General features: G+C 45.1%; 22 protein-coding genes. 6 read left to right on the plus strand and 16 right to left on the minus strand.

The genetic code is table 11. The features are described 5' to 3' along the window. Window positions 1-16: 16 nt before the first annotated feature. The 9 genes from PK654_RS01690 to arcA (PK654_RS01730) form a co-directional block, all read right to left on the minus strand. On the minus strand, window positions 17-409 hold the full coding sequence (locus PK654_RS01690; RefSeq protein WP_271697328.1) for a RidA family protein: 393 nt from the start codon (window positions 407-409) through the stop codon (window positions 17-19). A 164-nt stretch (window positions 410-573) separates the two neighbouring features. Then, entirely contained in the window at window positions 574-1,065 is a 492-nt protein-coding gene (locus PK654_RS01695; protein ID WP_271697330.1) for an arginine repressor, read from the minus strand. Window positions 1,066-1,520: 455 nt separating this feature from the next. Beyond that, entirely contained in the window at window positions 1,521-1,985 is a 465-nt protein-coding gene (gene pyrI, locus PK654_RS01700; RefSeq protein WP_271697332.1) for an aspartate carbamoyltransferase regulatory subunit, read from the minus strand. Window positions 1,986-2,000: 15 nt separating this feature from the next. After that, window positions 2,001-2,930 carry an aspartate carbamoyltransferase gene (gene pyrB, locus PK654_RS01705; protein ID WP_271697334.1) on the minus strand — a complete coding sequence of 310 codons (930 nt, stop codon included), beginning with the start codon at window positions 2,928-2,930 and terminating at the stop codon, window positions 2,001-2,003. Between the two features lie 382 nt (window positions 2,931-3,312). Then, entirely contained in the window at window positions 3,313-4,323 is a 1,011-nt protein-coding gene (locus tag PK654_RS01710) for an ornithine carbamoyltransferase (RefSeq protein ID WP_271697336.1), read from the minus strand. A 119-nt stretch (window positions 4,324-4,442) separates the two neighbouring features. Beyond that, window positions 4,443-5,354 (minus strand): carbamate kinase, encoded by a 912-nt coding sequence (arcC, locus tag PK654_RS01715; protein WP_271697338.1) that lies wholly within the window; start codon window positions 5,352-5,354, stop codon window positions 4,443-4,445. A 74-nt stretch (window positions 5,355-5,428) separates the two neighbouring features. Next, a complete protein-coding gene (gene arcA, locus PK654_RS01720; RefSeq protein ID WP_271697339.1) occupies window positions 5,429-6,649 on the minus strand; it encodes an arginine deiminase in 1,221 nt (406 codons plus the stop codon). A gap of 825 nt (window positions 6,650-7,474) precedes the next feature. Next, complete coding sequence (locus PK654_RS01725) at window positions 7,475-8,920, minus strand: YfcC family protein (protein WP_271697341.1); 1,446 nt, start codon at window positions 8,918-8,920, stop codon at window positions 7,475-7,477. Window positions 8,921-9,629: 709 nt separating this feature from the next. Continuing rightward, window positions 9,630-10,850: an arginine deiminase gene (arcA, locus tag PK654_RS01730; protein WP_271697343.1), complete on the minus strand. Its 1,221-nt coding sequence runs from the start codon at window positions 10,848-10,850 to the stop codon at window positions 9,630-9,632. Between the two features lie 529 nt (window positions 10,851-11,379). Here arcA (PK654_RS01730) and rraB point away from each other — a divergent pair. Together rraB and PK654_RS01740 are read left to right on the plus strand one after the other, a co-directional pair. Then, on the plus strand, window positions 11,380-11,793 hold the full coding sequence (rraB, locus tag PK654_RS01735; protein ID WP_271697345.1) for a ribonuclease E inhibitor RraB: 414 nt from the start codon (window positions 11,380-11,382) through the stop codon (window positions 11,791-11,793). 211 nt (window positions 11,794-12,004) lie between these two features. Next, entirely contained in the window at window positions 12,005-14,011 is a 2,007-nt protein-coding gene (locus PK654_RS01740) for a methyl-accepting chemotaxis protein (protein ID WP_271697347.1), read from the plus strand. Window positions 14,012-14,062: 51 nt separating this feature from the next. Here the strand turns inward: PK654_RS01740 and PK654_RS01745 are convergent, their stop codons facing one another. Continuing rightward, window positions 14,063-15,385 (minus strand): IS4 family transposase, encoded by a 1,323-nt coding sequence (locus PK654_RS01745; RefSeq protein ID WP_271696133.1) that lies wholly within the window; start codon window positions 15,383-15,385, stop codon window positions 14,063-14,065. Window positions 15,386-15,562: 177 nt separating this feature from the next. Here PK654_RS01745 and PK654_RS01750 point away from each other — a divergent pair, with 177 nt between their 5' ends. Further along, window positions 15,563-16,351, plus strand: a complete 789-nt coding sequence (locus PK654_RS01750) for a glycosyl hydrolase 2 galactose-binding domain-containing protein (protein WP_271697348.1) — start codon at window positions 15,563-15,565, stop codon at window positions 16,349-16,351. 14 nt (window positions 16,352-16,365) lie between these two features. Here the strand turns inward: PK654_RS01750 and PK654_RS01755 are convergent, their stop codons facing one another. From PK654_RS01755 to pepA, 4 genes are all read right to left on the minus strand, one after another. Continuing rightward, the gene (locus PK654_RS01755) at window positions 16,366-16,851 is read right to left on the minus strand and encodes a GNAT family N-acetyltransferase (protein ID WP_333909654.1); all 486 of its coding nucleotides are present in this window, start codon (window positions 16,849-16,851) and stop codon (window positions 16,366-16,368) included. A 137-nt stretch (window positions 16,852-16,988) separates the two neighbouring features. Then, the gene (locus PK654_RS01760; RefSeq protein WP_271697350.1) at window positions 16,989-19,844 is read right to left on the minus strand and encodes a valine--tRNA ligase; all 2,856 of its coding nucleotides are present in this window, start codon (window positions 19,842-19,844) and stop codon (window positions 16,989-16,991) included. A gap of 101 nt (window positions 19,845-19,945) precedes the next feature. Further along, window positions 19,946-20,395 carry a DNA polymerase III subunit chi gene (locus tag PK654_RS01765; protein WP_271697352.1) on the minus strand — a complete coding sequence of 150 codons (450 nt, stop codon included), beginning with the start codon at window positions 20,393-20,395 and terminating at the stop codon, window positions 19,946-19,948. A 49-nt stretch (window positions 20,396-20,444) separates the two neighbouring features. Continuing rightward, window positions 20,445-21,953: a leucyl aminopeptidase gene (gene pepA / locus PK654_RS01770; protein ID WP_271697354.1), complete on the minus strand. Its 1,509-nt coding sequence runs from the start codon at window positions 21,951-21,953 to the stop codon at window positions 20,445-20,447. 179 nt (window positions 21,954-22,132) lie between these two features. Here pepA and lptF point away from each other — a divergent pair, with 179 nt between their 5' ends. Together lptF and lptG are read left to right on the plus strand one after the other, a co-directional pair. Beyond that, window positions 22,133-23,242, plus strand: a complete 1,110-nt coding sequence (gene lptF, locus PK654_RS01775; RefSeq protein ID WP_271697356.1) for an LPS export ABC transporter permease LptF — start codon at window positions 22,133-22,135, stop codon at window positions 23,240-23,242. Beyond that, on the plus strand, window positions 23,235-24,305 hold the full coding sequence (lptG, locus tag PK654_RS01780) for an LPS export ABC transporter permease LptG (RefSeq protein ID WP_271697358.1): 1,071 nt from the start codon (window positions 23,235-23,237) through the stop codon (window positions 24,303-24,305). The genes lptF and lptG overlap by 8 nt, the downstream gene beginning before the upstream one ends. 67 nt (window positions 24,306-24,372) lie before the next feature. On the opposite strand, the gene PK654_RS01785 is transcribed toward lptG, so the two are convergent. After that, window positions 24,373-24,846 (minus strand): RDD family protein, encoded by a 474-nt coding sequence (locus PK654_RS01785; protein WP_271697360.1) that lies wholly within the window; start codon window positions 24,844-24,846, stop codon window positions 24,373-24,375. Window positions 24,847-24,974: 128 nt separating this feature from the next. Beyond that, a complete protein-coding gene (locus PK654_RS01790; RefSeq protein WP_271697362.1) occupies window positions 24,975-25,769 on the minus strand; it encodes a substrate-binding periplasmic protein in 795 nt (264 codons plus the stop codon). Window positions 25,770-26,048: 279 nt separating this feature from the next. Here PK654_RS01790 and PK654_RS01795 point away from each other — a divergent pair, with 279 nt between their 5' ends. Continuing rightward, window positions 26,049-26,858 carry a substrate-binding periplasmic protein gene (locus PK654_RS01795; RefSeq protein ID WP_271697364.1) on the plus strand — a complete coding sequence of 270 codons (810 nt, stop codon included), beginning with the start codon at window positions 26,049-26,051 and terminating at the stop codon, window positions 26,856-26,858. The last annotated feature ends 53 nt before the right edge of the window (window positions 26,859-26,911 follow it).

Genomic DNA, 26,911 nt, shown 5'->3' on the forward strand with positions numbered 1-26,911 from the left:
TAGTGGCTAATCAGACTTAGCTACGGACAGCGATCGCTTCAATCTCAATTTTTACATCTTTTGGTAAACGGGCTACCTCAACACAGGAGCGTGCAGGATAGTTTTCTACCTTATGCTCATCGAAAAATGCACCGTACACTTCATTGACGGCTGCAAAGTCATTAAGATCTTTTACAAATACGGTCATTTTCACAATATCTTTAACCGCTAGCCCTGATGACTCAACCACGGCTTTTACATTGTCCAGAGACTGCCTTGCCTGCTTAGTCACTTCTTCAGAAACAATCTCACCAGTTTCAGGAATAACAGGGATCTGCCCTGATGTCATTACCATATTGCCCAGATCGACGCCCTGAACATAAGGGCCAATAGCGGCTGGTGCTTTTTCCGTATGAAGAACTTTAGTCATTTTCTATCCTTAATAGTACGATGAATTGTGAATATGTTTACTTTCTGATGGGGCAGCATCTAGACAGTGCTGCCCGGAAAAGAAAACCAGAAAGTGGACACACTTTCTGGTTATCAGTTTGCAACTCAATGGGGGGATGGTCAATAGTCTGAACAAACTGGCTCTTAGGCCGACACTCCTAAGCGCTGTCTGACAATATCTTCACACTGGTCAATCCGGGTAATATCCTTCGGTGCCACCATTACTGTATCATTACCACCAACGGTACCAAGGATCTCCTGATGCGGCTGCATATCTATAATCCGGGCAACCAACTGAGCACATCCGGGGTGAGTTCTGACAACAACCAATAACTGATTGTGAGTAATAAATTCAATCTGAGACGAGATAGCAGAATCTACCTGAACCCCCTCATTCTCGACGGTTAAGCAGTAGACCTTCTTACCATAAGCGTTAGGCACTTTCGCCACGCCTAAACGGGTCAGTATCCGTGAAACCGTAGACTGGCTGACGTCAAGGAAACCAAGGGCAATAAGCGCCTTTCTCAGGTCGTCCTGAGTGGTGAAACTACGTTGTTGCAACAGACGTTTGCAAGCCGCGGTGATGTTTTCATCCTGTGAGATGTCGAGCGTGCTTGAGTTACTGAAATCATTCACAGTGAACTCCTTAAGTTCTTGAAGTAATAAAACTCAATGTCCCTTTGTTTTAATCCTGTCATTAACGAAGTATTCATGAAGATTGTGGCTGTCGTTAATGCTTTAAAATCATAAATATGAGTAAAGCTATCTCTCTGTTATATCGTGATTTTTACTCAGAATCTGCACGCATATTATCAGCAAGAGAGATGGGATTTTTTGACCTCTATCACCAAATAAAAAACTGATATTTGCATAAAAAGTGGTATAAAAATGCGATTTTTATGCAATTAAATAGTGGCTTTACCCAGTTGAAAAAGAGCTTTATGGGGCTAATGATAATAGTTGCAATGGGTTAGGGAAGATAGCCTTAATCGCCTATACGTATGGTTATGCCTTATATGGAAAATATGCCCTTTTTTTCAGATCAAAAAACCGCTAAATAATAGCGGTTTTGTCTGTTAATAAGGAATGAATTACTTTCGTTCAGTGACCACTTCGCGGGAGAACACTTTCTCGCAATATTTACACTTCAACTGAACATCATCCTTTTTCTTTATGACATTGAAACTGCTGTCTACCGGTTCTCCGTGGGAGATACAGTTTGAATTCGGACACTCAAATACTGCCTCGATTTTCTCCGGCAGAGTCAGTGCCAGTTTCTTGGTTACCTCATAGTTTTCTATCTGATTTACCGTAGATTTCGGAGCATACAGTGCCAATTGGCTGGCTTGCTCTTCAGTGATGTAGACATTTTCAATCTTGATAAGATCTTTAGCACCCAGCGCAGAAGAGGGCAGGTTCAACCCCATAGTGATACGTTGGTTGCTCTTATGCATTTTGAACAGCTTAAGCACCTTAATGCCGACATTAGCCGGGATATGGTCGATCACTGAGCCATTTTTAATTGCTTCTACCTGAAGTTGTGTTTTATTTACCATCTCTGTCATCCTCCCTTAAAGTTGTTCGTTTAGTACAAGTGCCAGCAGTGCTTCCCGCGCATACACACCATTTTCTGCCTGCTGGAAGTAATAGGCGTGCTTGGTCTTATCGACATCGGTTGTAATCTCATCAACCCGTGGCAGAGGGTGAAGGATTTTCAGGTTTTCTTTTGCTTCTGTCAGTTGCTCAGCGGATAAAATAAAGGCTGATTTTATGTGGGCGTATTCTGACTCATCAAAACGCTCCTTCTGTACCCGGGTCATGTATAAGATGTCCAGTTCAGGGATAACAGAAGACATATCCTGATGCAGGCTGTAAGGGATAGAGGCTTCGTCTAGCTCTTCGCAGATATAGTCAGGCATTGCCAGCGCATCTGGTGCGATAAAGAAAAAGCGGTTGTTGTCGAATTTCGCCAGTGCCTGAGTCAGTGAGTGAACGGTGCGTCCGTATTTAAGGTCACCGACAAGGGCGATATTAAGGTTATCCAGCCGGCCCTGAGTTTCGTAAATGGAGAACAGATCCAGCAGAGTCTGAGTCGGATGCTGGTTGGCTCCGTCACCGCCGTTGATAACCGGAGCTCCGTTGGAGAACTCTGACGCCAGTCTGGCGGCACCTTCCTGAGGGTGGCGCATCACAAAGGCATCTACATAAGATGAGATAACCTGCACTGAGTCAGCCAGCGATTCGCCTTTTTTAGCCAGAGAGGTGTTACCACCGTTATCGAAGCCGATAACCGTGCCGCCAAGTCTCTGTACTGCCGTTTCAAATGACAGTCTGGTTCGGGTTGAAGGTTCAAAAAAGCAACTGGCAACCACTTTGTTTTTCAGTAGTTCCGGGTTTGGAGTGGCTTTCAGTGTCCCTGCCGTTTTTACGATGAGTTCGAGTTCTTCACGATCAAGTTCTGGAATAGAAATTATGTGCTTATTAAACAGCGAAATCGCCATGGCTATCTTCCCTCTTCTGATGATGTACTTAGGTACAAATTCCGGACAAAAAAAAGCCCCCTAATTAGGAGGCTTTTATAAAAACAGGAGAAATAGAAAAAAATACCAATGCCGGCTTTGTGCGGCATCTTATCACTTTCTGAACAACGGAAAGGGTCATTTTCTATCTCTCTCTAGACAAATTGCGGAGGATTATACGCGCAATTTTTGTGAACGCAAGCGTTTACCTTGGCTTTTTTGTCTGAAATTAATGTAAGTTAAGTTGCATATGTTGGCGACAGATCCAACTTACTGAGTCAGAAGATAAATCAGACAGATAAAAAAACGCCGCTGTCAGTTAACTCACAGACACCGGCGTTTAATCATACGGACTTAGGGAATATTATTGACCCAGAGTTGCAACCATCACTGCTTTGATAGTGTGCATACGGTTTTCAGCTTCGTCGAATACGATAGAGTGCTTAGACTCAACCACTTCGTCAGTGACTTCGATACCGTCTTTCAGCATTGGGTATTCCTGAGCAAGTTCTTTACCAACAGTAGTATCTTCACCGTGGAATGCTGGCAGGCAGTGCATGAATTTCACATGTGGGTTGCCAGTTGCTTTGATCATATCCATGTTAACCTGGTATGGAAGCATTTGGTTGATACGCTCAGCCCAAGCTTCTTTCGCTTCACCCATAGATACCCATACGTCAGTGTATAGGAAGTCACAGCCTTCAACGCCTGCTTTCACGTCTTCAGTCATAGTGATCTTAGCGCCAGTCTCTTCTGCGATAGCAAGGCACTGCTCAACCAACTCTTGCTCAGGCCAGAACGCTTTAGGAGCAACAAGACGAATGTCCATACCCATTTTCGCAGCACCAACCATCAGAGAGTTACCCATGTTGTTGCGGGCATCGCCAAGGTAAGCAAACGTCATTTCATGCAGTTGCTTGCCGCGGCCGTGTTCCATCATAGTCAGGAAGTCAGCAAGGATTTGAGTTGGGTGGAATTCGTCAGTCAGGCCGTTCCATACAGGAACACCAGCGTATTTGCCTAGCTCTTCAACGATTTCCTGACCAAAGCCACGGTACTCGATACCGTCATACATGCGGCCTAGTACACGAGCTGTATCTTTCATTGACTCTTTGTGACCAATCTGAGAACCAGACGGGCCTAAGTAAGTTACTTTAGCACCCTGATCAAAAGCCGCTACTTCAAACGCACAGCGAGTACGGGTAGAAGACTTTTCAAAGATAAGTGCGATGTTTTTGCCTGTCAGACGTGGTTGCTCGTAACCATTGTATTTGGCTTTTTTAAGCTCAGCAGACAGATCAAGCATGTGTTGGATTTCGCGCGGAGTGAAATCAAGTAGTTTAAGGAAGTTACGGTTACGAAGGTTAAAAGCCATGTTTGTATCCTCTGTTTGAATTTGGTTTAGTCTGATGACCAGCTACTGGTTTAGAGTGGTCATCAAATGTCTCGTCTAATATGTAACGTAAAATCGAATAAATGTGAATAAATATTCTGTTATTCTGCAATAATATTTGTGCCAGCTTCGCCTTTCAGGATGCGAAGACCGTCTTCCAGTGAGCCGATCCCCACCAGTTTTCCGCCTTGTTTAACAAACTCACAAGATGCGTCGATTTTTGGTCCCATTGAACCAGCATCGAACTCAAACTTAGACAGCTCAGCCGGAGTTGTTTTGCTTAGCGCATGCTGAGTTGGTTTACCCCAGTCAAGGTATACTGCGTCAGCATCAGTCAGGATAAGTAGCGCATCAGCTTCAAGCTGTTTAGCAAGGAATGCTGCAGACATATCTTTATCGATAACGGCTTCAACACCGATCAGTTTGCCTTGTTCAATCTTAACCGGGATACCGCCACCACCAGTACAGATAACCAGATGGTCACGCTCGATTAATGCAGCAATCGCGTCGTCTTCAACAATACCTGTCGGAAGCGGGCTAGGTACTACGCGACGGAAATGCTGGCCGTCAGGCTTAATGGTCCACTGATATTTCTCAGCCATTTCACGGGCTTCTGCTTCTTCGTAGATTGGGCCGATTGGCTTAGTTGGATCAGCAAATGCAGGGTCTTTTGGATCAACCGTCATTTGCGTAAGCATGCAAGTTACGTCTTTTTCAGGAAGGATGTTTTTCAGCTCCTGCATAAGCATGTAGCCGATCATACCTTGTGTTTCACTGCCCAGAACATCCAGCGGATATGGGTTAACTTTTTTGTACTCAAGGCCTTGCAGGGCAAGTAAACCTACTTGCGGACCGTTACCATGAACCAGTACTACATTGTACTCTTCGGCAATCGCGGCAATGGTTTTTGCAGCGGTAGCGATGTTCTGGCGCTGCAAATCAGCTTCTAATGGCTCGCCACGGCGAAGAAGAGCGTTACCACCAAGTGCTACTACGACAGTTTGCTTAGTCATCTTTTTGTCTCTCTGAAATTCTTTAACAAAGGCTGGCAACCTCAGTTGCCAGCAGTCAGGTACGTTATCTGAGCTTAGATTCCGTCACGTTCGATTGGGCAGCTCATGCAGCGTGCGCCGCCACGGCCACGGCCCAGTTCGTCACCCGGAATCGGCAGTACAGTGATACCGGCTTTGTCGTATTTTTCGTTGGTGTATACGTTACGTTCGTAACCAACAACCACGCCTGGCTTAACCGTCAGAACGTTGTTCGCATCGTTCCACTGCTCACGCTCAGCTTCAAAGCTGTCACCACCAGTAGTGATAAGGTTAAGCTGACCAACACCCAGCGCTTTTTCAATGGCAGTTACAAAGTAGCCTTCTTCTTTCACGTCTACTTTACCGGACTCGTCACCTGTCAGGCTCCAGCACTTAACGTCTTTACGTACAACTTCAGGGTAGATAGAGAAAGTATCTTCACGCATGTGAGTCATTACAGTATCTAAGTGCATGCAAGAGCGGTGCTTAGGAAGCTCCATTGCGATAACTTGCTTAGCCTGACCATGCTTGAACAGGCCTGAAGCTAACTGCTCAACACCTTGTGGTGTTGTACGCTCGGACATACCGATAAGTACGCTACCGCGACCGATAACCAGAACATCACCACCTTCAATCGTTGAGTAGTCGTAGTTCTTCTCTTCGTCGCCGAAGTACTTAATAAAGTCCTGACCAGCGAAGGTTGGGTGCCAGCGGTAGATTGCACGAAGATGGTTCGTTTCACGCTGACGAGCCTGCTTAGCCATTGGGTTGATAGAAACACCGCCGTATACCCAGCAAGATGTATCACGGGTAAACAGGTGGTTTGGCAGCGGCTTGATAATAAAGTCGTTATCAGCGTGCATACCGCGCATCATAGAAGATGAAGGCAGTGGCATCTCACCATAGCTCAGGCCGCCAAGCAGGATAGAAGCAAGTTCTGAGTTAGTCTGGTCGCTCAGGAAGCAGCGCACGTCATTTGCGAAGCGCTCACCAAAGCGATAGTTAGATACCTGAGTAGACAGCAACCACTCTTTTGCTTCAGGAACTGCCAGAGTTTCAGTCAGTAGATCATGAAGAAGCAGAACTTCAACACCCTGATCGCGTAGTGTATTAGCAAACACGTCGTGCTCTTTACCCGCTTGCTCAACAGCCAACACGTCATCGAACAATAGGTCGTGACAGTTAGATGGAGTCAGGTGCGTAAGTGCACGCTCAGGACGGTGAAGAAGAACGCGACGTAATTGACCTATTTCAGAGCCAACGTAGAAATTACTCATGATTCTATCTCTCTATATCAATGCTAATATTAATTAGGCTTTTTTAATCAATTTAACAGTAGGTATTAAATGTTGTTTATTAATATTCTTCTGTTTCTCGTTGAATTTAATATTACGAATTGGAGGATATTAAACCTAGACTTTGATCACATATAAATTAAAGTTAACCCCTTCTGGATACTTTGATAAATATGGGGTAATTATTCGTATGTAACATGAATGTATCTAAGTTAAATATGCACTTTCTCTGCTTGGGTTTGTTTGTAAGTTGTTGATTTGTAATGGTTGGATATCTATTTATGGAATGTTATTCGCTGCCTGATAGTCTTGTTGATAGAGAGACTAACAAAAATATTCACTAATAATGTTTGTCTATATGAATATCTATTGAATAACGGCTTTATTAACGAGTTAATTCTTTTTGATATGTGATGGTTGTCATATTTATTTGGCTGATTTTTAGAGCGGTTAATATAGTGTTAAAGCTTATTTTTAATTCTTCCCTTAGCGACTTTCTCTTCATTATTAGTTGGTTTTTATGCAAAAGTATTCAATTTCTATTTTTGTTGGTTTTTGCTGGTGTTTATTTGTAGATAGCCTTATTTACGAAACTATAAAAGAGAGTATTAAAGGTGTGGGCACTAAAAAGACAATTAAAATAAACAGAGGAAGGTTGGCATTCGTCTGGCAGCATTTTCTCTGCTCTGAGAATAATATGGGTGTCTGAACTAATTTATAGAATTGATGAATAAAGCTGTCTGCTTGGTGAAATAAAAAAGGCCGCTATAAGCGGCCTTTTTCAGTCAGGTTTTTAATTGCAGACTATTACATCATTGCGCCGATACTTAGCAGACCCATGATAAGTACAGTCAACATACCCAGTAGAGGCATTACCCACTTAACCCAGCGAACATAAGGTACACGTGCGATTGCCAGACCACCCATAACAACAGCGGAAGTCGGAGTCAGCAGGTTTACAATACCTGATGCAGACTGGTAAGCAGTAACAACCAGCTCACGACCAACACCTGCAAAGTCAGCAAGAGGAGCCATGATAGGCATAGTCAGTACCGCCAGACCTGATGATGAAGGAACCAGGAATGACAGCAGAATTTCCAGCCAGTACATCACGTTGATAAACATGATTGAAGAGAGACCAGTTACAATATGCTCAGCAGAGTTCAGGATAGTATCAGTGATCATACCGCGGTCCATGATTACTACGATACCACGGGCGATACCGATAATCAGGGCAACACCCAACAGGTCACGTGCACCATCGATAAAGCTGGTCACAAACTCTTCTTCACTCATGCGGGCAACAAGACCGATGATGATAGTCGCACCAAGGAACATGGCAGAGATTTCAGCCATCCACCAGCCGGCAACAGCCACACCATAAATCATAATACCGAACGCAGCACCAAACAGGCATAGGATTAGTTTACGAGTACCAGTGAACTCTAAAGATTCGCCGGCATTTTCGCCAAGGAAGTGAGCTTTGTTCTCTTCGTACTTGTCAAAAACAATAGACTTGCTCTGGTCTGCGCGAACCATTTTCGCATAGCGCATAACATAGCCGACACACAGAACCCAGCCGATAACCAGAATCGCGATACGCAGAGCCATACCTGTTGTGAATGGGATGCCTGCAGCGTTAGCAGCGATAACCGTTGCAAAAGGGTTGATAGTTGAGCCCAGAGTACCGATACCAGCACCCAGTAGTACGGTTGCAGCAGCAACAACAGGGTCGAAGCGAGCAGCCATCATGACAGGAACAAGTAGCGTATAGAATGGCAGAGACTCTTCAGCCATACCGTAAACTGTACCACCGGCAGCAAACAGAGCCATCAGTATCGGAATCATTAACTCTTCCCGCCCTTCAAGACGGTGAGTTACTCTCTCAATACCTGCGTCAATTGCGCCTGTTTTAGTAACCAGACCAAGGAAACCACCGATGATCAGGATAAATAGTGATACGTCGATAGCAGCAGCTTCATAAGAGTTGTGGTCGTAGAAACCATCGATTGGTGCCAGCAGAACATCAACAACGCCCTGAGGGTTACTTTCTACTGCTTTATAAGTACCGGCAACAGGAACTTCACGACCCAGTTCATCGTTCATAGCACGGTCATACTGACCAGCCGGAACGATCCAGGTAAATAAAGCTACGATGGCAATAAGTGCAAATAAAATGGTGTAAGCCGAAGGGAATTTAAAATTGGCAAAGAAGCCGTTTTTTCCTTCTTGTTTTACTGTTTCAGTTGTCATGGTTATCTCCTTACACCCAAACTAAATATCAAATTTGGGTGTGAAATAGCACGCCAAATATTTCATCAGCGCAAAAGAGGACTCTAAGCAGAAGCTTAGAAAAATGGGTAACTATTTAATTTGTCAGCGCCTGTAGCGCTTTGATGGCCCGCTTGTAAGGCGTAAATGTCGGGCACTTATCTGAGCAATCAGAATATTCATGAGCGTATCTCTTAAATCGAAGAATGATTTTAATTTTATGCTCAAAGCTTAAAACCAGTGTCTGGCTAAATAACTTGATGAGGAGATATTAGGACTATCTGAGTTAGTGAACTTTGTGGTTCTTCACATTTTATGTGGTGTAAAGTTTCTCAAATAAATCCATATGCAGTTGTTTGTGGGTAATACTCAAAATAATGTGGGTTAATATGTTTTTGTTACATGTTTGTTCACATAGGCTTTATGCACTATTTTCAGCGATTTTTGCACTTTTAGCCCTAAATCATCCGTTTTTACTCAATACACTTTTCTATTTTATGCGATTTCTTTTGCTGGACGATCAAAGTACTTGCTAAATAGTACTGAATAAATCGCAAGTTTATTCACTTTAATTTATACAGACGGAAGGATTAACTAAATAACGGATATTTGACTTGTGTCAAAATAATTGACTGGCAAAAAGCCGCGATTCGACATAAACCGCGGCTTGCTGGTGTGATCTGAGACCCAGTTAAATGGCGTCTCTTTCTATCGGGCAGCTCATACAGCGTGCGCCGCCTCGTCCGCGGCCAAGTTCATTGCCCGGAATACTGAGTACTTCAATACCCGCTTTATCATACTTCTCGTTGGTGTAGACATTACGCTCATAGCCGATAACAACACCGGGCTTAACCGTCAGCACATTGTTGGCATCATTCCACTGTTCACGTTCAGCTTCATAATTATTCCCGCCGGTAGTGATGAGTTTCAGTTGGTCGATGCCAAGGGCACTTTCAACCGCAGATATATAATTCTCTTTCTGCTCAGCCTTCATTTCTCCGTTGCCTTTCGGAGTTAGGCTCCATGTTTCAAGGTTTCGGCTCATTATTTCCGGATAGACAGAGAAAGTATCAATATCCATATGGGTCATCACCGTATCCAGATGCATACAAGAGCGATGTTTTGGCAGGTTTAAGGCGATAACTTCAGATGCCTGACCTGAACGGAACAGGCTGGCAGCAAAATTCTCTACACCCTGTGGAGTGGTTCTTTCTGACATGCCGATAAGCACAGCCCCTTTACCAATCACCAGTACATCACCGCCTTCAATATTGGCATTGTCGTAATGCAGATCTTCATCGCCGAAGTACTTAATAAAGTCCTGACCTGCGAAGGTTGGGTGCCAGCGGTAAATGGCGCGCAGATGGTTTGTCTCTCTCTGGCGTGCCGGTTTCATCATAGGGTTAAGGGAAACGCCGCCATATACCCAGCAGGAGGTGTCACGGGTAAACAGGTGGTTAGGCAGTGGCTCAATAACAAAATCCAGCGGACGATGCATTTTAGGCAGCATGGAGCCCGATTTTATCGGCAACTCGGAATAGGCCAACCCGCCAAGAAGAATAGTGGCCAGATGTTCGTTATCCATCTGAGAAAGATAACTGCGTAAATCGCCGGCAAAAGTTGGACCGTAGCGGAAGTCGGATATCTGGTTAGTTAACAGCCACTCTTTAGCATCATCGACCGCCAGAGTTTCTACCAGCAGATCGTGCAGCAACAGCACCTCTACATCCTGCTCCCTGAGTGTCTGGGCAAAAACATCGTGTTCTTCACCGGCAGCCTCTACCGCCAGAACATCATCAAACAGCAGTTCCTGACAGTTTGAAGGGGTGAGATGAGTAAGCGCCCTTTCCGGACGATTTAACAAAACCCGGCGTAACTGCCCGACTTCAGAACCCACATATAAACGACTCATTATGTTTCCTTACCTGATGGTTTAACTTAATTCTCCATGCCAGAAAGAGTTTGTACTGTTTCTGGGTGTTGTATCTATATATGACAAGCTTGTTAAAAATATGCAAATTGATAAGTTGGATTAATATGCTGCTATTTTTACATTAATAGTTATAGATTCTTTAATTGTTGGCTTTTAATGTATTTTTAAGTTTTTTGTATTTGTGTTTGCTTGATTGCGAACTGCTTTGTTATGCGTTTAGCAAAACAGAAATTAATTCAGAAAATGGCTTTAGTTATTGTTATTAAAGGTTTTATTGGTTGAATCTCTCCGGGGGCGGCGGAGGCTGAGAGGGACAAAGCGTTATTAACGCAGTTTTATTGAATGGTAAAACCGCAGCTACCACACGATTTTGTTCTGAATCACACCAGCGAAAAACCGAAAATTTTTTGCCCAATTGAAGAACAACTGATTTTGCCGGTAGAAATTCCGCACAAAGCATGCCATATTCACGGCGATCTAATTATCCTAATTGTTATCCGGAGTACATATGTCTCACGAAGATGAGTATCTTTCAGTTGAAGAACTACTGGCGATTCAGAAAGAAGAGACCAGAGCGATTATTTCAGCCCTGCTAGAGGACGGAAGTGAGCCGGACTCACTATACGAAATTGAGCACCACCTGTTTGCAGAAGATTTCGATAAGCTTGAAAAAGCGGTAGTAGAAGCGTTTAAACTAGGCTTTGAAGTTCTGGAAGCGGAAGAGACAGAAGACGAGGACGGCAACCGCCTGCTCTGCTGTGACGCCACTATGGAGTCAGCTCTGGATGCTGAACTTATTGATCAGCAAGTAGAAAAGCTGGTCAATCTGGCTGAGAAATACGACATCATCTATGACGGCTGGGGCACTTTTTATGAAGGTGAAGATGCTATTTACGATGAAGAAGAGCAGGAAGAAGAGTAATACTTCTGATTAAGGAGTATTAAAAATTGATAATTGCATAACAAACCTATCTAATTTTTGTAGCTGTCGGACACAATACTTAAGTAGCATAGTTTCAGATCATTGATATCAAAAATGATTAAAAGTTGATCTATATTGACTAAACTATCATTATGCTAGGCCGATATACAGAAATCAGAAGTCACATTCATCTAATGTACAGAGGTTTGTAATGCAATTATCGCTCATTCAACGTATTGTTCTTGGGTTTGCAGTAGTAACGCTCTTTGTGCTGGCCATCAGTACATCCTCCTATATGTCTCAAGTGAAAATGTCTTCTCAGCTTGAGCTTACTGCCTCCACACTAACCGGACTGCTGGACCGTTCAAACACCCTCAGTAAACACCTGCAGAATGTTAACCGTGCTATGTTGGTTCATGCCAATAGTGAGCAGGAATCACGGCGTAATGAGCTGAGAGAAGCCTTTTCTCAGGCGAAAAATGCTTACTCTGATACGGTTTCTGTATTTGATAAAGAGCTAACCGCATATCCTAAATTGCAGCAGCAGCTAGCTCAACTTGATGCCAAAGCCGTTCACTTGCTGGACAGTGCTGTCTCCCATCTTGATATTCATGACCAGCGCATTGCGGCACGGGCGCTCTCTACTGCCGAGCTGGGTAAGTTCGATGGTGAGTGGATCTTTTTCCAGCAGGACCTGAGCGATCTGGTCGCAGACGCAAACAGTGACGGGCTGCAACAGGCTGCGTGGGACTTCGAGTATATTCTTAATCAGGGTAAAGGGGCTGAAGGCTACTTGCAAAAAGTACTGGCGGTTGTTAAGGAAGAGGAAGTAACGGCTCTGAAATCTGAACTGGCCTCCTATCTGAGTCGCTTTAAAGAAAAAGCTGACCGCGTAGTGAAAGAGGTCAGTTACAGTGAAGAGAATATCAACTTCTATCTCGGTATGCTGACTCAGGCTATTGCCAATGAAAACGGCCTTCTTCAGCAGCATCTGAAGTATATTGCCCTCAATGAACAGAGTACCCGTCTGCTGGCTGATATTGCCACTGAAGTTGATCAGGTGATTGCAGAATCCGATAACATTATCAGCGAGATAAGAAAGCTCTCTGAACAGGCACTTACTCATGCTGAAGAAGAGTCGGGCAGGGCTTTGATGATTAATCTTGTTTTGGCTCTGGTATCGGTTTTGGTTGCGCTGGTGGTTACGGTGACAGTGGTTCGTTCAATCCGCACTCCTTTAAATACCATAGTGCGCGCTATTGATCGTCTGGCAAATGGTGATTTAACTCATCGTATCGATGTTAACTTCCACTCTGAACTGGCGTTAATCGCTGAAAATATTAATAACCTGAGTGATAAGCTAAGTGATCTTATCTCCCGTATTCAGAGCTCTGCCCAGACGGTTAGTCATGTGGCCAGTACCAGTATGGATATGAGCTGTAAAACCAATAATGAGGTGCATCAGCAGCGCTCACAGACGGATTCTATCGCCACTGCGGTGACCGAAATGGAGCATGCGGTGAATGAAGTGGCGGCTCATGCCTCAGAAACGAGTCATGAAGTGGATAGAGTCGCCGGATTGGCTCAGTCAAATATGCAGAATATGCAGAAGAACCTGCGCTTTGTAAGAAGGCTTCAGGAGTCTTTGGATGAAGCCACACAGGTGATTACCCAGTTGTCTGAAGAGTCCAATCAGATCGGTGAGATATTGACCGTTATCCAGTCTATTTCCGAACAGACCAACCTGCTGGCACTTAATGCCGCTATTGAAGCTGCAAGGGCAGGGGAGCACGGCAGAGGGTTTGCCGTCGTGGCGGATGAAGTCCGCTCGCTGGCAACCCGGACTCAGCAATCTGCCAACGAAATTGGTGAGATGATAGGCAGCCTGCAGAGTAAAGCGGAACAGGCGGTGGATATTGTCGGTAATAACCTTGAACATGCTGAGCAGTCAGTGAAGCAGACTAACGACACCAATGACTCTCTGGAGTCCATGGTAGCGAGTCTGACTCATATTAATGATATGAGTCGTTCTATCGCGACGGCATCAGAAGAGCAGAGTGCAGTTGCAAAAGAGGTGGCGGAGAATATTGTCGGCATTTCCGATATGACGCTGAATATTGCTAATGACGCCGAAGAGGCCGCCAGAAACAGTGAATCACTGAGTCAGTTGTCTGAAGAGCAGAGTGAGCTGATATCCCAGTTTAAGATTGATAAGTAAGCAATAGAGATACGAGAACTGAATACCCGGTCTGACCGTAATGCCAGTCAGTTAAGCTGACTGGCATTTTTTGTAAGGGTACTTTTTAGGTTTTTTCCTCATCACTCGAGGATACTTTCTATCTGGTACCTTGTCTGGCAATTCAAACATTCTTAACGTTTCCAGAAGCGTAGCATAGTGCTTCGGAAGGTTACCCGGACTACTGATCGGTATAGTAGTTAGATAAACCATTACATGTCTCGCGCAGTGAGAGAAACTTAACCTATTTGGATTAACATCATCCATGCCTGAAGCAGCTTCGATCATCGCTATACGAACCAAATTGTAGGCAACAAGTACTCCCCATAGCTCTTGCCGAACCATGTCTGGCTTTCGACTTCTTAGTGTGTGGGCAGACAATAAAAGGGTTTGTTTTATTTCTCGATAGCCAAGCTCAATTTCCCAACGCTGTTGGTAAAGCTCTACCAGCTCGTTATATTGATATTTCAGCGGATCTGTCAGCGAGCTTAAAACACGATACTCCTGACCATCAATGGTATAACTTGTTAATCTTACGATTAATTCTTCATTTAAGTCAGAGAACTTTTTTCGTGCCTGAGGAGATGTTTTGATTGATACCAGCCTGTCTCTTTTTCCGAGTTTATGCACTTCAGTGTAAACAAGGTCCTTTTTAGCCGGTATCATCCAGTGCCTTTCTGTTCCCGCCTGAGACCAGCTATTTAACAGGCCAAGTGAATAGTAACCTCTGTCAAATAGGGTTAGTGAGTAATCAGGTGCGTGTTCAATCAGCCTTTCGGCAAGAGTCATTTCGCCAATCTTTCTGGCATCGAAGGCACTGTCCAAAAGCAGATGACTTGATAGCTCCATCAAGCAGCACATGCGCACCTGAGGGTAACTGTTTTCCCCTTGTTTATTGCTATCGGAGCCGAAGAAGTCCCGGTTTTCGGCATTGTCATGGGTACGAAAAACGACACCGTCCACTGCAAGCAGGTTAAGTCCACGCCACACTTCAAACTTTTGCTTATTAAAGTGATGAGCAGCCAGAGCCTGAAATGTTTCCTGCATGGCTTCCACACCTAGCCTCTGCCGGGCTTGAACTAATGCGCTTGGTGCAACTAAATGACGTTTTCCAGGCAAAGATACATCAAGTTTACTGGCTATATCCCAGACGGATTCTTGTCGGAATAAACCCATTCCTACAACTGACCAAACCACAGCCTCCAATGGCAAGCGACGTTTGCGTACAGTTGCAACCCCCGCTTTTTCAAATGCTTGTGCAAGCAACTCAGGAGAGAGTAGTGAGTTCAACTTGTCTAATGAAGTGAGCTCTTTTACAGAGGAAATAGTTGTATCAAGGAGGGACTGAATAGACATAAAAAATCCGGCATCAATTACTTGATACCGGATTTTGAAGCCTTTTAAGGATCGTTCAACTGATCTATTAAATTTCTTAACTGATCAGCATTACGGTCTGACCGGGTATTTTTTTAACTGGATCAAGCCGGTGTAACTTGCCTATAATAACGAAAATTGATCTGAATCAAGAAATCTATGCAGCAACCAATCGCCGGTCTCTGGCAGTTATCTCCGTTAACCGACCTCTTTGTGCCGCAGGGTGATATTGAGTTTCCCGCCCCCCTGAGTGATATCCTTCCTGATTACCTTTCTGAAGCGGAAATTGCCGCTCAGGAGTGGCATCTGATGCATGATATCGAACTAACGGAAGCACAGCTGCAGTATCCTGTGATTAATCTTATTGTCGGCGGGGTGGATTACTTTGCCGAGATCCGTATAAATGGTGAAGCCGTTCTGGACTGTGATGGTAGTGAAATCTCTTATCGTAAAGAGGTTAAGCGTTATCTGAATCCGGGCAGAAACCGGCTGGAAATACTGTTTCTGGAACAGGACGAAGATGACCTGCTCGGGGGAGAGGAGGATCTATGCCTGCTGACGGACAAGTTACCGCGAAAAAGAGAGACAAGGCTGGGGATCTGGGAATTGCCGGTACTTCAGTTTGTCCGCCATGTCAGTCTGGACTATATCTCTACTGAGCAGATCTGGCATCACGGCGGAGGGTGCGAGTTTAAAGTGGATCTGTTTTATCAACTTTACTATCCGGGGCTTGTTTCTGCCACGGTTAAGTTTAACGGAACCCGTTATCAGATGCCGCTGGATACCCGCAGCGGGCAGACAAGTGCGTTGTTTCAGGTCGAAGCTCCTAAAATAACCGCTGAGGGGAATCCTGAATACTATTTGCTTGAGGTTGAACTGGATGGTCAGAGACAGACCCATCAGATTGCATTAAACCCTAACCGCAATGCAGAGCACTTTCCTGTCTGAGTGATTGCCTGATGTTATAGCTGTTTCAGCATCCGCACTTCACAATCGCAATGGCCGGTATTGCCCATCGCATGGGTTAACTGCCTGAATCCCAGTTTCTGATAGAGAGAAATAGCCTCTTTCAGGTTGTCAGTGGTTTCCAGATAGCACCCTGTAAACCCCTGCTGGGTGGCAAAATCGAAACAGAGCTGTGTCAGCCTTTTGGCCAGCCCTTTTCCTCTTACACTTGGCAGAAAGTACATTTTCTGTAGTTCACAGATACCCTGTTCACCTTGTAGCGGAGCAATTCCGGCACCACCTAATACTTCTCCGCTTTTTTCTATAACCCAATAGCAGCTGCTCTTTGCCTGATAGACCTGATAAAGGCTGTCAAGAGTCGGGTCGGCAACACTAAAGCCTTTATCTTCAGTAAGGCCGTACTCAGCTGAGACTTCCCGGATGACTTTTGCAATGGCCGCATTGTCAGAGGGTTTTAGTTTTCGGATAACATAAAAAGACATACAGGAGCTGGTTCCTTTTTAATCAGTAGCATCCTAAGTTAGTAATAGAGGCGGGCTTAGTCAAGTAGATGAAGGCGCAATAAAAAAGCCGGCCCGAAATATCGGACCGGCTTCTGTTTCAGGAAATGAAAAAAGGATTACAGAGCGGCAATGGTTGCCTGTTGCTCTTCCAGCTTAACCAGAGTCTCTTTATAACCTTCCAGCTTTTCACGCTCTTTGGCAACAACCGCTTCCGGTGCTTTTGCAACAAAGCCCTGATTGTTTAGCTTACCTTCGATACGTTTAATTTCGCCCTGAGTTTTCTTCACTTCACCGCTCAGACGGGCAAGTTCAGCATCTTTGTCGATCAAACCAGCCATTGGAATCATTAGCTCAGATTTACCTACCAGCGCTGTTGCACAAGCCGGAGTCTCTTCACCTTCCGCCAACACTTTGATGCTGTCCAGCTTCGCCAGAGACTGAATCACCGTCAGGCTTGCTTCAAGACGGGATGCATCGGCAGCATCAGCCGCTTTCAGCATGACATCCAGTGGCTTGCTCGGTGCAATATCGTATTCTGCACGCAGGTTACGGATGCTGGTGATAAAGGCTTTAACCCACTCAATGTCGGCAATCGCAGACTCATCAAACTTAGCTTCTTCAAACTGAGGAAGTGCCTGAGTCATAATGGTCTCGCCTTCAACCTGAGCCAGAGGCTTAACGCTCTGCCAGATAGATTCAGTGATATACGGGATAACCGGATGTGCCAGACGCAGCGTTTTTTCCAACACTGTAATCAGAGTATGGCGGGTGGCGCGTTGTTGTGCTTCAGTGCCTTTCCATAGTACTGGTTTAGTCAGCTCTAAGTACCAGTCACAGAACTGGTTCCAGATAAACTCATAAATGGTGTTCGCAGCCATATCCAGACGGTAGTTTTCAATATGAGCATTGAAGTCTTTTGCTGCCAGTTGGAACTGAGATTCGATCCACTTGTCCGCCAGTGAGAACTCCATTTCGCCTTCAGCAAAACCGCAGTCTTTATCTTCGGTGTTCATCAGAACATAACGGCTTGCATTCCAAAGCTTGTTACAGAAGTTACGGTAACCTTCCAGACGCTTCATATCCCAGTTGATATCACGGCCGGTGGATGCCATAGCCGCAAGAGTGAAGCGCAGGGCATCGGTACCATATGGTTCGATACCTTCAGCGAAGGTCTTACGGGTATTCTTCTCAATCTTCTTCGCAAGCTGAGGCTGCATCATGTTACCAGTGCGCTTCTCAACCAGTGATTCAAGGTCGATACCATCAATCATGTCGATTGGATCCAGTACGTTACCTTTTGATTTAGACATCTTGTCGCCGTTTTCGTCACGGATAAGGCCGGTAACGTAAACCGTTTTAAATGGTACCTGAGGTTTGCCGTTTTCATCTTTAATGAAGTGCATGGTCATCATGATCATTCGGGCAACCCAGAAGAAGATAATATCGAATCCGGTTACCAGTACATCTGACGGGTGGAATACCTTCATATCTTCAGTATCTGCAGGCCAGCCTTGTGTGCTGAAGGTCCATAGCGCAGATGAGAACCAGGTATCCAGTACGTCATCGTCCTGCTTAAGAACCACAACTGGTGCAAGGTTGTGCTTTTCACGTACTTCTTCTTCTGTACGGCCTACGTACACATTACCGTCGTTGTCATACCATGCAGGGATACGGTGTCCCCACCATAGCTGACGGGAGATACACCAGTCCTGAATGTCACGCATCCATGAGAAGTACATGTTTTCGTACTGTTTAGGCACAAATTGGATTTCGCCGTCTTCTACCGCTTTAGTGGCGGTTTCTGCCAGCGGAGCTGCGCGAACATACCACTGGTCAGTCAGCATTGGTTCGATTACTACACCACCACGGTCACCGTAAGGAACGGTCAGGTCGTGATCTTTGATTTCGTCCAGCAAACCAAGCTGTTCAAATTCAGCAACTACTTCTTTACGGGCTGCGAAACGCTCCATACCGTGGTATTTCTGCGGAAGTTCAGTGCCGTACACGTCACAAGCTTCACCGTTGTTGTTAAATACTTCAGCAGCATCACGGATATCACCGTTGAATGTCAGAATGTTGATCATCGGCAGGCTGTGGCGCTTACCAACTTCGTAGTCGTTAAAGTCGTGAGCAGGGGTGATCTTTACACAACCTGTGCCTTTTTCCATATCAGCGTGTTCATCGCCAACAATAGGGATACGACGGTCAACGATTGGTAGGATGATCTCTTTACCAATCAGATCTTTATAACGTGGATCTTCCGGGTTTACTGCAACACCGGTATCACCCAGCATGGTTTCAGGACGGGTAGTCGCAACCACGATATACTCTTTACCTTCAGCGGTTTTTGCACCGTCAGCAAGAGGGTAGCGGAAGTGCCACATGTGGCCTTTTTTGTCTTTGTTTTCAACTTCAAGATCGGAGATAGCTGTGTGCAGCTTAGGATCCCAGTTAACCAGACGCTTACCGCGATAGATTAAATCTTCCTGATAAAGGCGGACAAACACTTCTTTAACGGCATCCGAAAGGCCGTCGTCCATAGTAAAGCGTTCACGATCCCAGTCTACAGAGGCGCCCAGACGGCGAAGCTGCTTAGTGATGGTTCCGCCAGACTGGCCTTTCCATTCCCAAATCTTGTCGATAAAGGCTTCACGACCGTAATCGTTTTTAGTTTTGCCTTCCTCAGCGGCGATCTTACGCTCAACCACCATCTGAGTTGCGATACCTGCGTGGTCAGTACCGACCTGCCACAAGGTATTCTTTCCTTTCATTCGTTCGCAACGGATGAGCGTATCCATGATGGTGTCCTGGAACGCATGGCCCATATGCAGGCTACCTGTGACGTTCGGTGGCGGGATCATGATGCTGTACGCTTCTTTTGACGTATCGCCATGTGGTTTAAAATAGCCTTTCTCTTCCCATGTCTGGTATAGAGACTGTTCAATCGATGTTGGGTTGTATGTCTTTTCCATAGCGTTCTTAATGGATACTTTAAGTTAATTCTTGAATGAAAGTTGCCAAACCTTATAGGTAATATTCCTCAGACAAGAAGGAGGTTACCTATAAGGATTGGCTATGGATAATTTATGTCGATGGTTTGCAACTGATAGCCAGCCTGACGGTAGAGTTTATATCTTTCCCGGGCAAGCTGCTTAGCATTTTCATCGCAGGGAACGAAGTCTACCACTTGTGCAAAGGTTCCCGCAAAGTTTGTCGCATCATTCGCCACATTTATAACGATTTGACGATTCCAGCTCGCTTTTTGGCTTGTGAAACCAATTTCAACAGCTGTGCCGTTTTTAGGCCCTTCTCCAACTAAGTTATGAGGCAGAAACTGATCTGCTTCTTGCTGCCACATTAACTCATCCCACTGTTCCGCCTGTTCTCTGTCTGAGGCGTTAAGGTAGACCTTGGCACCCTGTTGACAGAAGTGGCGCACCAGAAACAGCACATAAGCTTCAAACCCCGTTTGTTTGCTCTGTTCTGAATCCGGCTGGATAATGTAGAAGGTTGCTGTATTCATATCACCGACAAAATAAAAGGGCCTTTCGGCCCTTTTTTAAAACTGAATGTTACTCTTCAATTTCCTGGCCGCTTCGGTTGAGCAGGAATTGGACAAGCATTGATACCGGCCGGCCTGTTGAGCCTTTTGCTTTACCAGACTTCCATGCCGTTCCGGCAATATCAATATGAGCCCAGTTATACTTCTTAGCGAAGCGGGAAAGGAAGCAACCTGCAGTAATTGTACCGCCCGGACGGCCACCAATGTTTGCCATATCTGCAAACGGGCTGGTTAGCTGCTCTTGGTATTCATCAGCCATCGGCATGCGCCACGCACGGTCGCCCGCCTGCTCAGAAGCGTTAACCAGTTCATGGGCAAGAGGGTTGTGGTTAGAAACCAGACCACTGATATGGTGGCCAAGGGCGATAACACACGCACCGGTTAATGTGGCGACATCGATAACACACTCTGGTTCATAACGCTCAACATAAGTCAGGGCGTCACACAGTACCAGACGACCTTCAGCATCTGTGTTTAGTACTTCCACTGTCTGGCCAGACATAGTGGTCAGAATATCACCCGGACGATAGGCATTGCTGCCCGGCATGTTTTCACAACCGGCCAGAATCATAACGACGTTGATAGGCAGTTCCAGTTTCGCCAGTGCTTTCATGGTGCCAAACACCGATGCCGCACCACACATGTCGTACTTCATCTCATCCATGGCTTCGCCCGGCTTAAGAGAAATACCACCTGAATCGAACGTCAGACCTTTACCGATAATCACAATCGGTTTGGCTTCAGGATCAGGGTTACCCTTGTACTCCATTACCGACATCATAGATTCGTTATGAGAACCACGGCCAACGGCAAGGTAAGAGGTCATGCCGAGTTTTTCCATCTCCTCTTCACCAATGATCTTGGTGGAAATGGACTCATAGTCATCAGCAAGACGGCGTGCCTGAGAAGCAAGATAAGCAGGGTTAGCTACGTTTGGCGGCATATTACCCAGATCTTTAGAGGCTTTAACACCGGATGCAACAGCAAGACCGTGGGCAATGGCTTTTTCGCCAAGGTTCAGCTCGCGTCGGGTTGGTACGTTAAACACAAGTTTACGTAGCGGGCGACGAGTTTCTGGTTTATTGCTCTTAAACTGATCAAAGGTGTAAAGGCCATCTTTTGTCGACTCTACTGCCTGACGTACTTTCCAGTATGTATCACGACCTTTAACGTGCAGTTCTGTCAGAAAACAGACCGCTTCCATCGAGCCAGTCTCATTAAGAGTGCTGATGGTTTTCTGAATAATCTCTTTATACTGGCGCTCGCCGAGCTCACGCTCTTTACCGCAACCTACAAGCAGGACCCGCTCTGAAAGAACACCCGGTACCTGATGCAAAAGTAACATCTGACCCGGTTTACCTTCTAAATCACCACGGCGCAAAAGAGAACTGATATAGCCGTCGCTGATCTTATCAAGCTGTTCTGCCACTGGAGAAAGTCGGCGAGGTTCGAATACGCCCACAACGATGCATGCACTGCGTTGTTTCTCCGGGCTGCCACTTTTTACACTGAACTCCATGCAAACTCCTACATGTTAAAGACAAATCAAACTAAATGTTGGATAATCGGAACTTAGTATGCTCAAACCGAACTAAGATTAGATATAAGCATTTAGTCGAAAATTTAAAAAATAAAAGGTTTAACGAGAAATTATAGTGATTAGAGCAAAAAAACAAGTTTTGTATAGGTACTTTTAGCGTGATTATTGTTAGATATTTGATCCGCGAGACAATCAAAAGCCAGCTAGCCGTCTTTTTTATCCTGTTTCTGGTGTTTTTAAGTCAGAAATTCATCAGTATTCTGGCAAAGGCTTCTGACGGTGATATTCCTGCCGGGTTTATCCTGACTTTTGTCGGGTTAAATATGCCGGCAATGGGCGCTATGATGCTGCCGTTAAGTATTTATGTCGGGATATTAATCACCTTTGGCCGCTTGTACGCTGAAAGTGAAATCACAGTGATGAATGCCACCGGAATCGGCAATAAGTTTCTGATTCAGGCCGCCTTCTATCTTGCGCTGATCACAGCCGGAGCCGCGGCATTTAACTCTCTCTGGCTGACCCCCTGGGCTCTGGATAAGCGCGCCGAAATTATGGAGCAACTTGAATCAGACACCAGCGTTGAACTATTACAGACCGGACAGTTCCAGAAAACACCGGACGGCACTGCCGTGGTATTTATCGATGATCTGGAAAATAAAGTACTGAGTGATGTATTTGTCGCGCAGATAGTACCAAAAGATGCTCTGTTACCGAGTGTGATGATCGCTAAAACGGGTGTGGTTAACGAGCTGGACGACGGCAGACAGATCCTTACTCTGTCAGAAGGAACCCGTTATGAAGGCGTTCCTACTCGTCTGGACTATATGATCACAAAGTACAAGCAGTACGATGCTCTGATTGGTCAGCGGGAAGTGAAGAAAGGTGGCCGGGACTGGGAGGATATGCCGACCCTGACGCTTTTGCAGTCTTCAAATCGCTCAGCACAAGCTGAGCTACAATGGCGACTCTCCCTGATAGCCTCTATACCTTTGCTGACGTTAATTGTAATTCCACTTTCGGCGGTAAACCCGAGGCAGGGACGTTTTGCTAAGATTGGTCCAGCTTTGTTGATCTATATGGCTTATTTCCTTGCAATTAGTGCCAGCAAGTCAGCGATTGAAGAAGGGACTCTGCCTGTGGTTGTCGGTATGTGGCCGGTCAATATTGCTATGCTCATGGCAGGGCTGGGGCTCAACTATATGGACAGCATTCCGGTAAGAAAACTTAAAGATAAATTCAGACAAAAAAGGTTAGCGAAGCGTGTTTAAGATCCTTGATCTCTATATTGGCAGAACCATTATTGCCACAACATCGTTAACTCTGGCAACGGTTGTCGGCTTGTCAGCCATTATTAAGTATGTGGAGCAGTTACGCAAAGTCGGTAAAGGCAGCTACGACATGATGGAAGCCTTCTACTTTGTTCTGCTGGGAATTCCCCGCGACATAGAGATGTTTTTCCCTATGGCGACCTTGCTTGGTTCTCTTATCGCGCTGGGTATGCTGGCATCCAGCTCCGAGCTTACGGTTATGCAGGCGGCCGGTTTTTCCAAGCTTGATGTCGGTTTATCGGTATTAAAAACCGCTTTCCCTTTGATGCTGGTGGTAATGGCACTGGGGGAGTGGGGATCACCTCAAACGGTAAAAATGGCGAGGGAGCTACGTTCGTTCGCCCTCTCCGGCGGTAATATTGTTTCTGTCAGAAGCGGGGTGTGGGCACGGGATGTGAATGATTACATATTTATCGCCCGTATTGATGATGAAGACCTGAACGGTGTGAACATCTGGCGGTTTGATCCGGAGAACAAGCTGCAAACCATTGTTTATGCTGCCGACGCTAATTATATCGGTGATCAAGTGTGGCAAATGAATGATGTCATACTGACCCATATGGATGGTGATGTTCAGCTTTCTAAAGAGGAGCTTTCCATCTATAACTGGAAAACCACGCTGGAACCGGACAAGCTGGCTATTGTAACCGTAAAGCCTGAAGAGCTTTCCCTGAGCGGAATTTACGATTATGTCAGCTACCTCAAAGCCTCTGAACAGGAAGCTTCCCGCTATGAACTAGCATTCTGGCGCAAGCTGACTCAGCCGGTTTCCATTGCGGTAATGATGCTGTTGGCTCTCTCTTTTGTCTTCGGGCCGCTCAGAAGTGTGACGATGGGGGCAAGGATCATATCCGGTATTGTGGCCGGGTTTACCTTCTATATTTCCAGTGAGTTCTTCGGGCCGTTAAGTATCGTTTATCAACTGCCGGCTATTGTCGGGGCGGTTGCGCCAAGCTTACTTTTCTTAGTTATTGCCGTTATGTTGTTGCAGAGGAAGTTGTAGCTTCAGGGCTGATAAAGCAAGATAAATCAAAGGAGGCTGAAATAGCCTCCTTTTTCATGTCTGTTGATTAAACCTTGGGTAGGACAACCACTTCTGTTTTCGCCCAAAGGTCATGAAAGCCTTTCTTATCAGGATGAAAAGGAACAAGCAGGTTAGCAAGGCCGAAAACCGAGGTACCGATTCTGATAAGTGCCTGCTTGGTTGTGATTAGCCGTCCATCAGCATTCTGCAGCCTGAGTTTCCATGCTCTCATTCCGACAGTCTGTCCGCCTCTGGTCCAGAAAAAGACTAGGAACCATATCCAGACCGCTCCTAAAAATGCGGTGTAGACATAACTCCAGACCGGGTGCCTGCCAAGCAGGTCGCTGACGTCCTGATAAGGGGCGTACGATATCAGGCCGGCCGATACCAGAGCTTCTAGTATGGCGATCACTAAACCGCCCGCCATCATTTCTATAGCAAGAATAATTAATCCGTCATACAAAAGTGCAGAAAGTCTTCTCAGCAGACTGGCAGGAGGGTAGTTGTTATGTGTGTTCATAGCGGCCTGAGGTTATCAATTTGTGACAGAATATAGCTTTGTTTGCTATCTGAAAAGCCATGTTCAGGGAAATTTGAGTATAAAACTAAAAAAATACCAGAGTGATTTACGGCTAATTCAGAACAAAGCTAATTGGCAACACAGGTTCTGATGCTGGTGTAGAGCTCGCACAACTTCTGGTAATCAGCTGTTTTCTTAAAAGCGGCCATCTCACTGGCAAACTGCTGAGCAAAACCTTTGTCGCGTTTTTTACTGAATACAATATAGTTTTCCTGATCAGAGATAATCAGCGGAGTAATAAACTCAAGCTGATCTAGCACACTGATTTGCCGGGCAACATATTTGATGTCTTCAATATTGCCAATCCCCATAGGAAGGCGCTTGTGGATGATTTTCAAGATAAGCTGAGTTTCATGGGTTGATGAGCGATCTTTAGTCAGAAATTCAGCTTGATCAAAGCTCTTCTCATAAACAAAGCCTTTAATTGTTCCTATCTTAATGCCTTCGAGTTGCTTTAAGTCACCGTTAAATGAGTACTTTTCCGCGTTCTCTTTCAGGGTAAACAGGCCAATATGGGAGTGAGACAGTATATTTGATGGGTAAAAGAGGCCAAATTCGGCTCTCTCGTCTGTATAGGACATAAAAGTGATGGCATCAGCCTTTCCGCGTCTGACCATCTCAACGGCTCTTTTCCATGGGTAGCTTTTGAACTTAACAGTGACGTCTAATCGTTTCGCAACGGCTTTAACCAGATCGATATGAAAACCATGGAACTTACCATTCTTATAAATTTCCAGAGGTGCCCATGAGCCATCTCCCTTTACTACCAGAATTTCCTGTTTGTTATTTGCCTCTTCTGCATAGGATATGCTGCAGAATAGGAGTAAAATCGCCCAGATACTAGATAGAAATATTGTTCGCATTCTTGATTCTGTGTTTCATAATCTGCTGTAAAGATAGCAAAAAAGTGTCGCCTGTACAGCCCTAAAACAGATTAACTAGACATGGGTTTATTTGCATATCTCTGATTGTGTTGAAAGCAAGATTCAGCTCAGGAACTGAACGGAAATGGTTTGACATAAAAGCAAGTGATATGAATACAAACAGATAAATAGACATTAATGTGTTGTAGCACAATTATTGATGTTGATTATGAATGTATACTAAGTCGAGTATTTACTTTGGTTTACTGGCTGTTGGTAGTGCGAGATAAGTTACTGTTTTGTTTATTTTTACTCTCTATTCAATTTTCTGTTAATGCTACGTCAAAACAGGAAGTGACTATCTATGCTGAAGAGAATTACCGCCCTTATACATGGGTAGAAAATGGTCAGTTAAAAGGTATTTATGTCGATATTCTCAAACAGGCTTTTAAAAAAATGGAAGGCTACCATGTGAAGCTGAAAGCGGTTCCCTGGGAAAGGGGGCTGCATATGCTGGAGAAAGGCGAAGCTTTTGCCCTGTTTCCTCCTTATTATCTTCCAACTCACCGTCCGTATATCTCACCCTATTCAGAGCCTATTTTCAGAGAGAAGACCATATTAGTTTGCCGCAAAGGCATATTTACAGAAAACCGCAAGCGTTGGCCGGAAGATTTTTACGGATTGACCATAGGCCAGAGTAGTGGCTATCTGATGGGGGGTAATAAGTTTATTGAAGCGGTTAAGCTGGGAAAAATGAAAGTGTCTGAATCACTCCGTACCGGGCAAAACCTGCTTATGGTCGCTACAGGCCGGATCGACTGCTATATCAATGATGAGTTAGCGGTAAAGACGGAAGAATTAATGCTGAGCCTGCAACCCAGATACAAAAAGCTGGTCGATAATCTGGATAATGGCTTTACCATTTCTGAAGAGCACGGCTATCTGGCGTTTAGTAATGTAAATGAAGATAACTATCCTTATAAAAATAACTTCGTCACTCAGTTTAACTTAGCAATCAAACAGATGAAGGATAACGGCGATTATGATGCAATTGTAAACCGTTATACCGGAGCAGAGAGCCGGGAATAATCTTATGTAAAAGGCTGCCACTGCCGCAAAGACTGGCAGTAACAACCTTTCTG

Source organism: Vibrio sp. SCSIO 43137, from assembly GCF_028201475.1.
Taxonomy (GTDB): Bacteria; Pseudomonadota; Gammaproteobacteria; order Enterobacterales; family Vibrionaceae; genus Vibrio.

Bases quoted from the DNA above. Each gene is read 5' to 3' on its own strand.
- PK654_RS01690 (WP_271697328.1), bottom strand. From the start codon at position 409: ATGACTAAAGTTCTTCATACGGAAAAAGCACCAGCCGCTATTGGCCCT.
- pyrI (WP_271697332.1), bottom strand. From the start codon at position 1,985: ATGGTAAATAAAACACAACTTCAGGTAGAAGCAATTAAAAATGGCTCA.
- pyrB (WP_271697334.1), bottom strand. From the start codon at position 2,930: ATGGCGATTTCGCTGTTTAATAAGCACATAATTTCTATTCCAGAACTT.
- PK654_RS01710 (WP_271697336.1), bottom strand. From the start codon at position 4,323: ATGGCTTTTAACCTTCGTAACCGTAACTTCCTTAAACTACTTGATTTC.
- arcC (WP_271697338.1), bottom strand. From the start codon at position 5,354: ATGACTAAGCAAACTGTCGTAGTAGCACTTGGTGGTAACGCTCTTCTT.
- arcA (WP_271697339.1), bottom strand. From the start codon at position 6,649: ATGAGTAATTTCTACGTTGGCTCTGAAATAGGTCAATTACGTCGCGTT.
- PK654_RS01725 (WP_271697341.1), bottom strand. From the start codon at position 8,920: ATGACAACTGAAACAGTAAAACAAGAAGGAAAAAACGGCTTCTTTGCC.
- arcA (WP_271697343.1), bottom strand. From the start codon at position 10,850: ATGAGTCGTTTATATGTGGGTTCTGAAGTCGGGCAGTTACGCCGGGTT.
- rraB (WP_271697345.1), top strand. From the start codon at position 11,380: ATGTCTCACGAAGATGAGTATCTTTCAGTTGAAGAACTACTGGCGATT.
- PK654_RS01740 (WP_271697347.1), top strand. From the start codon at position 12,005: ATGCAATTATCGCTCATTCAACGTATTGTTCTTGGGTTTGCAGTAGTA.
- PK654_RS01745 (WP_271696133.1), bottom strand. From the start codon at position 15,385: ATGTCTATTCAGTCCCTCCTTGATACAACTATTTCCTCTGTAAAAGAG.
- PK654_RS01750 (WP_271697348.1), top strand. From the start codon at position 15,563: ATGCAGCAACCAATCGCCGGTCTCTGGCAGTTATCTCCGTTAACCGAC.
- PK654_RS01755 (WP_333909654.1), bottom strand. From the start codon at position 16,851: ATGTCTTTTTATGTTATCCGAAAACTAAAACCCTCTGACAATGCGGCC.
- PK654_RS01760 (WP_271697350.1), bottom strand. From the start codon at position 19,844: ATGGAAAAGACATACAACCCAACATCGATTGAACAGTCTCTATACCAG.
- PK654_RS01765 (WP_271697352.1), bottom strand. From the start codon at position 20,395: ATGAATACAGCAACCTTCTACATTATCCAGCCGGATTCAGAACAGAGC.
- pepA (WP_271697354.1), bottom strand. From the start codon at position 21,953: ATGGAGTTCAGTGTAAAAAGTGGCAGCCCGGAGAAACAACGCAGTGCA.
- PK654_RS01785 (WP_271697360.1), bottom strand. From the start codon at position 24,846: ATGAACACACATAACAACTACCCTCCTGCCAGTCTGCTGAGAAGACTT.
- PK654_RS01790 (WP_271697362.1), bottom strand. From the start codon at position 25,769: ATGCGAACAATATTTCTATCTAGTATCTGGGCGATTTTACTCCTATTC.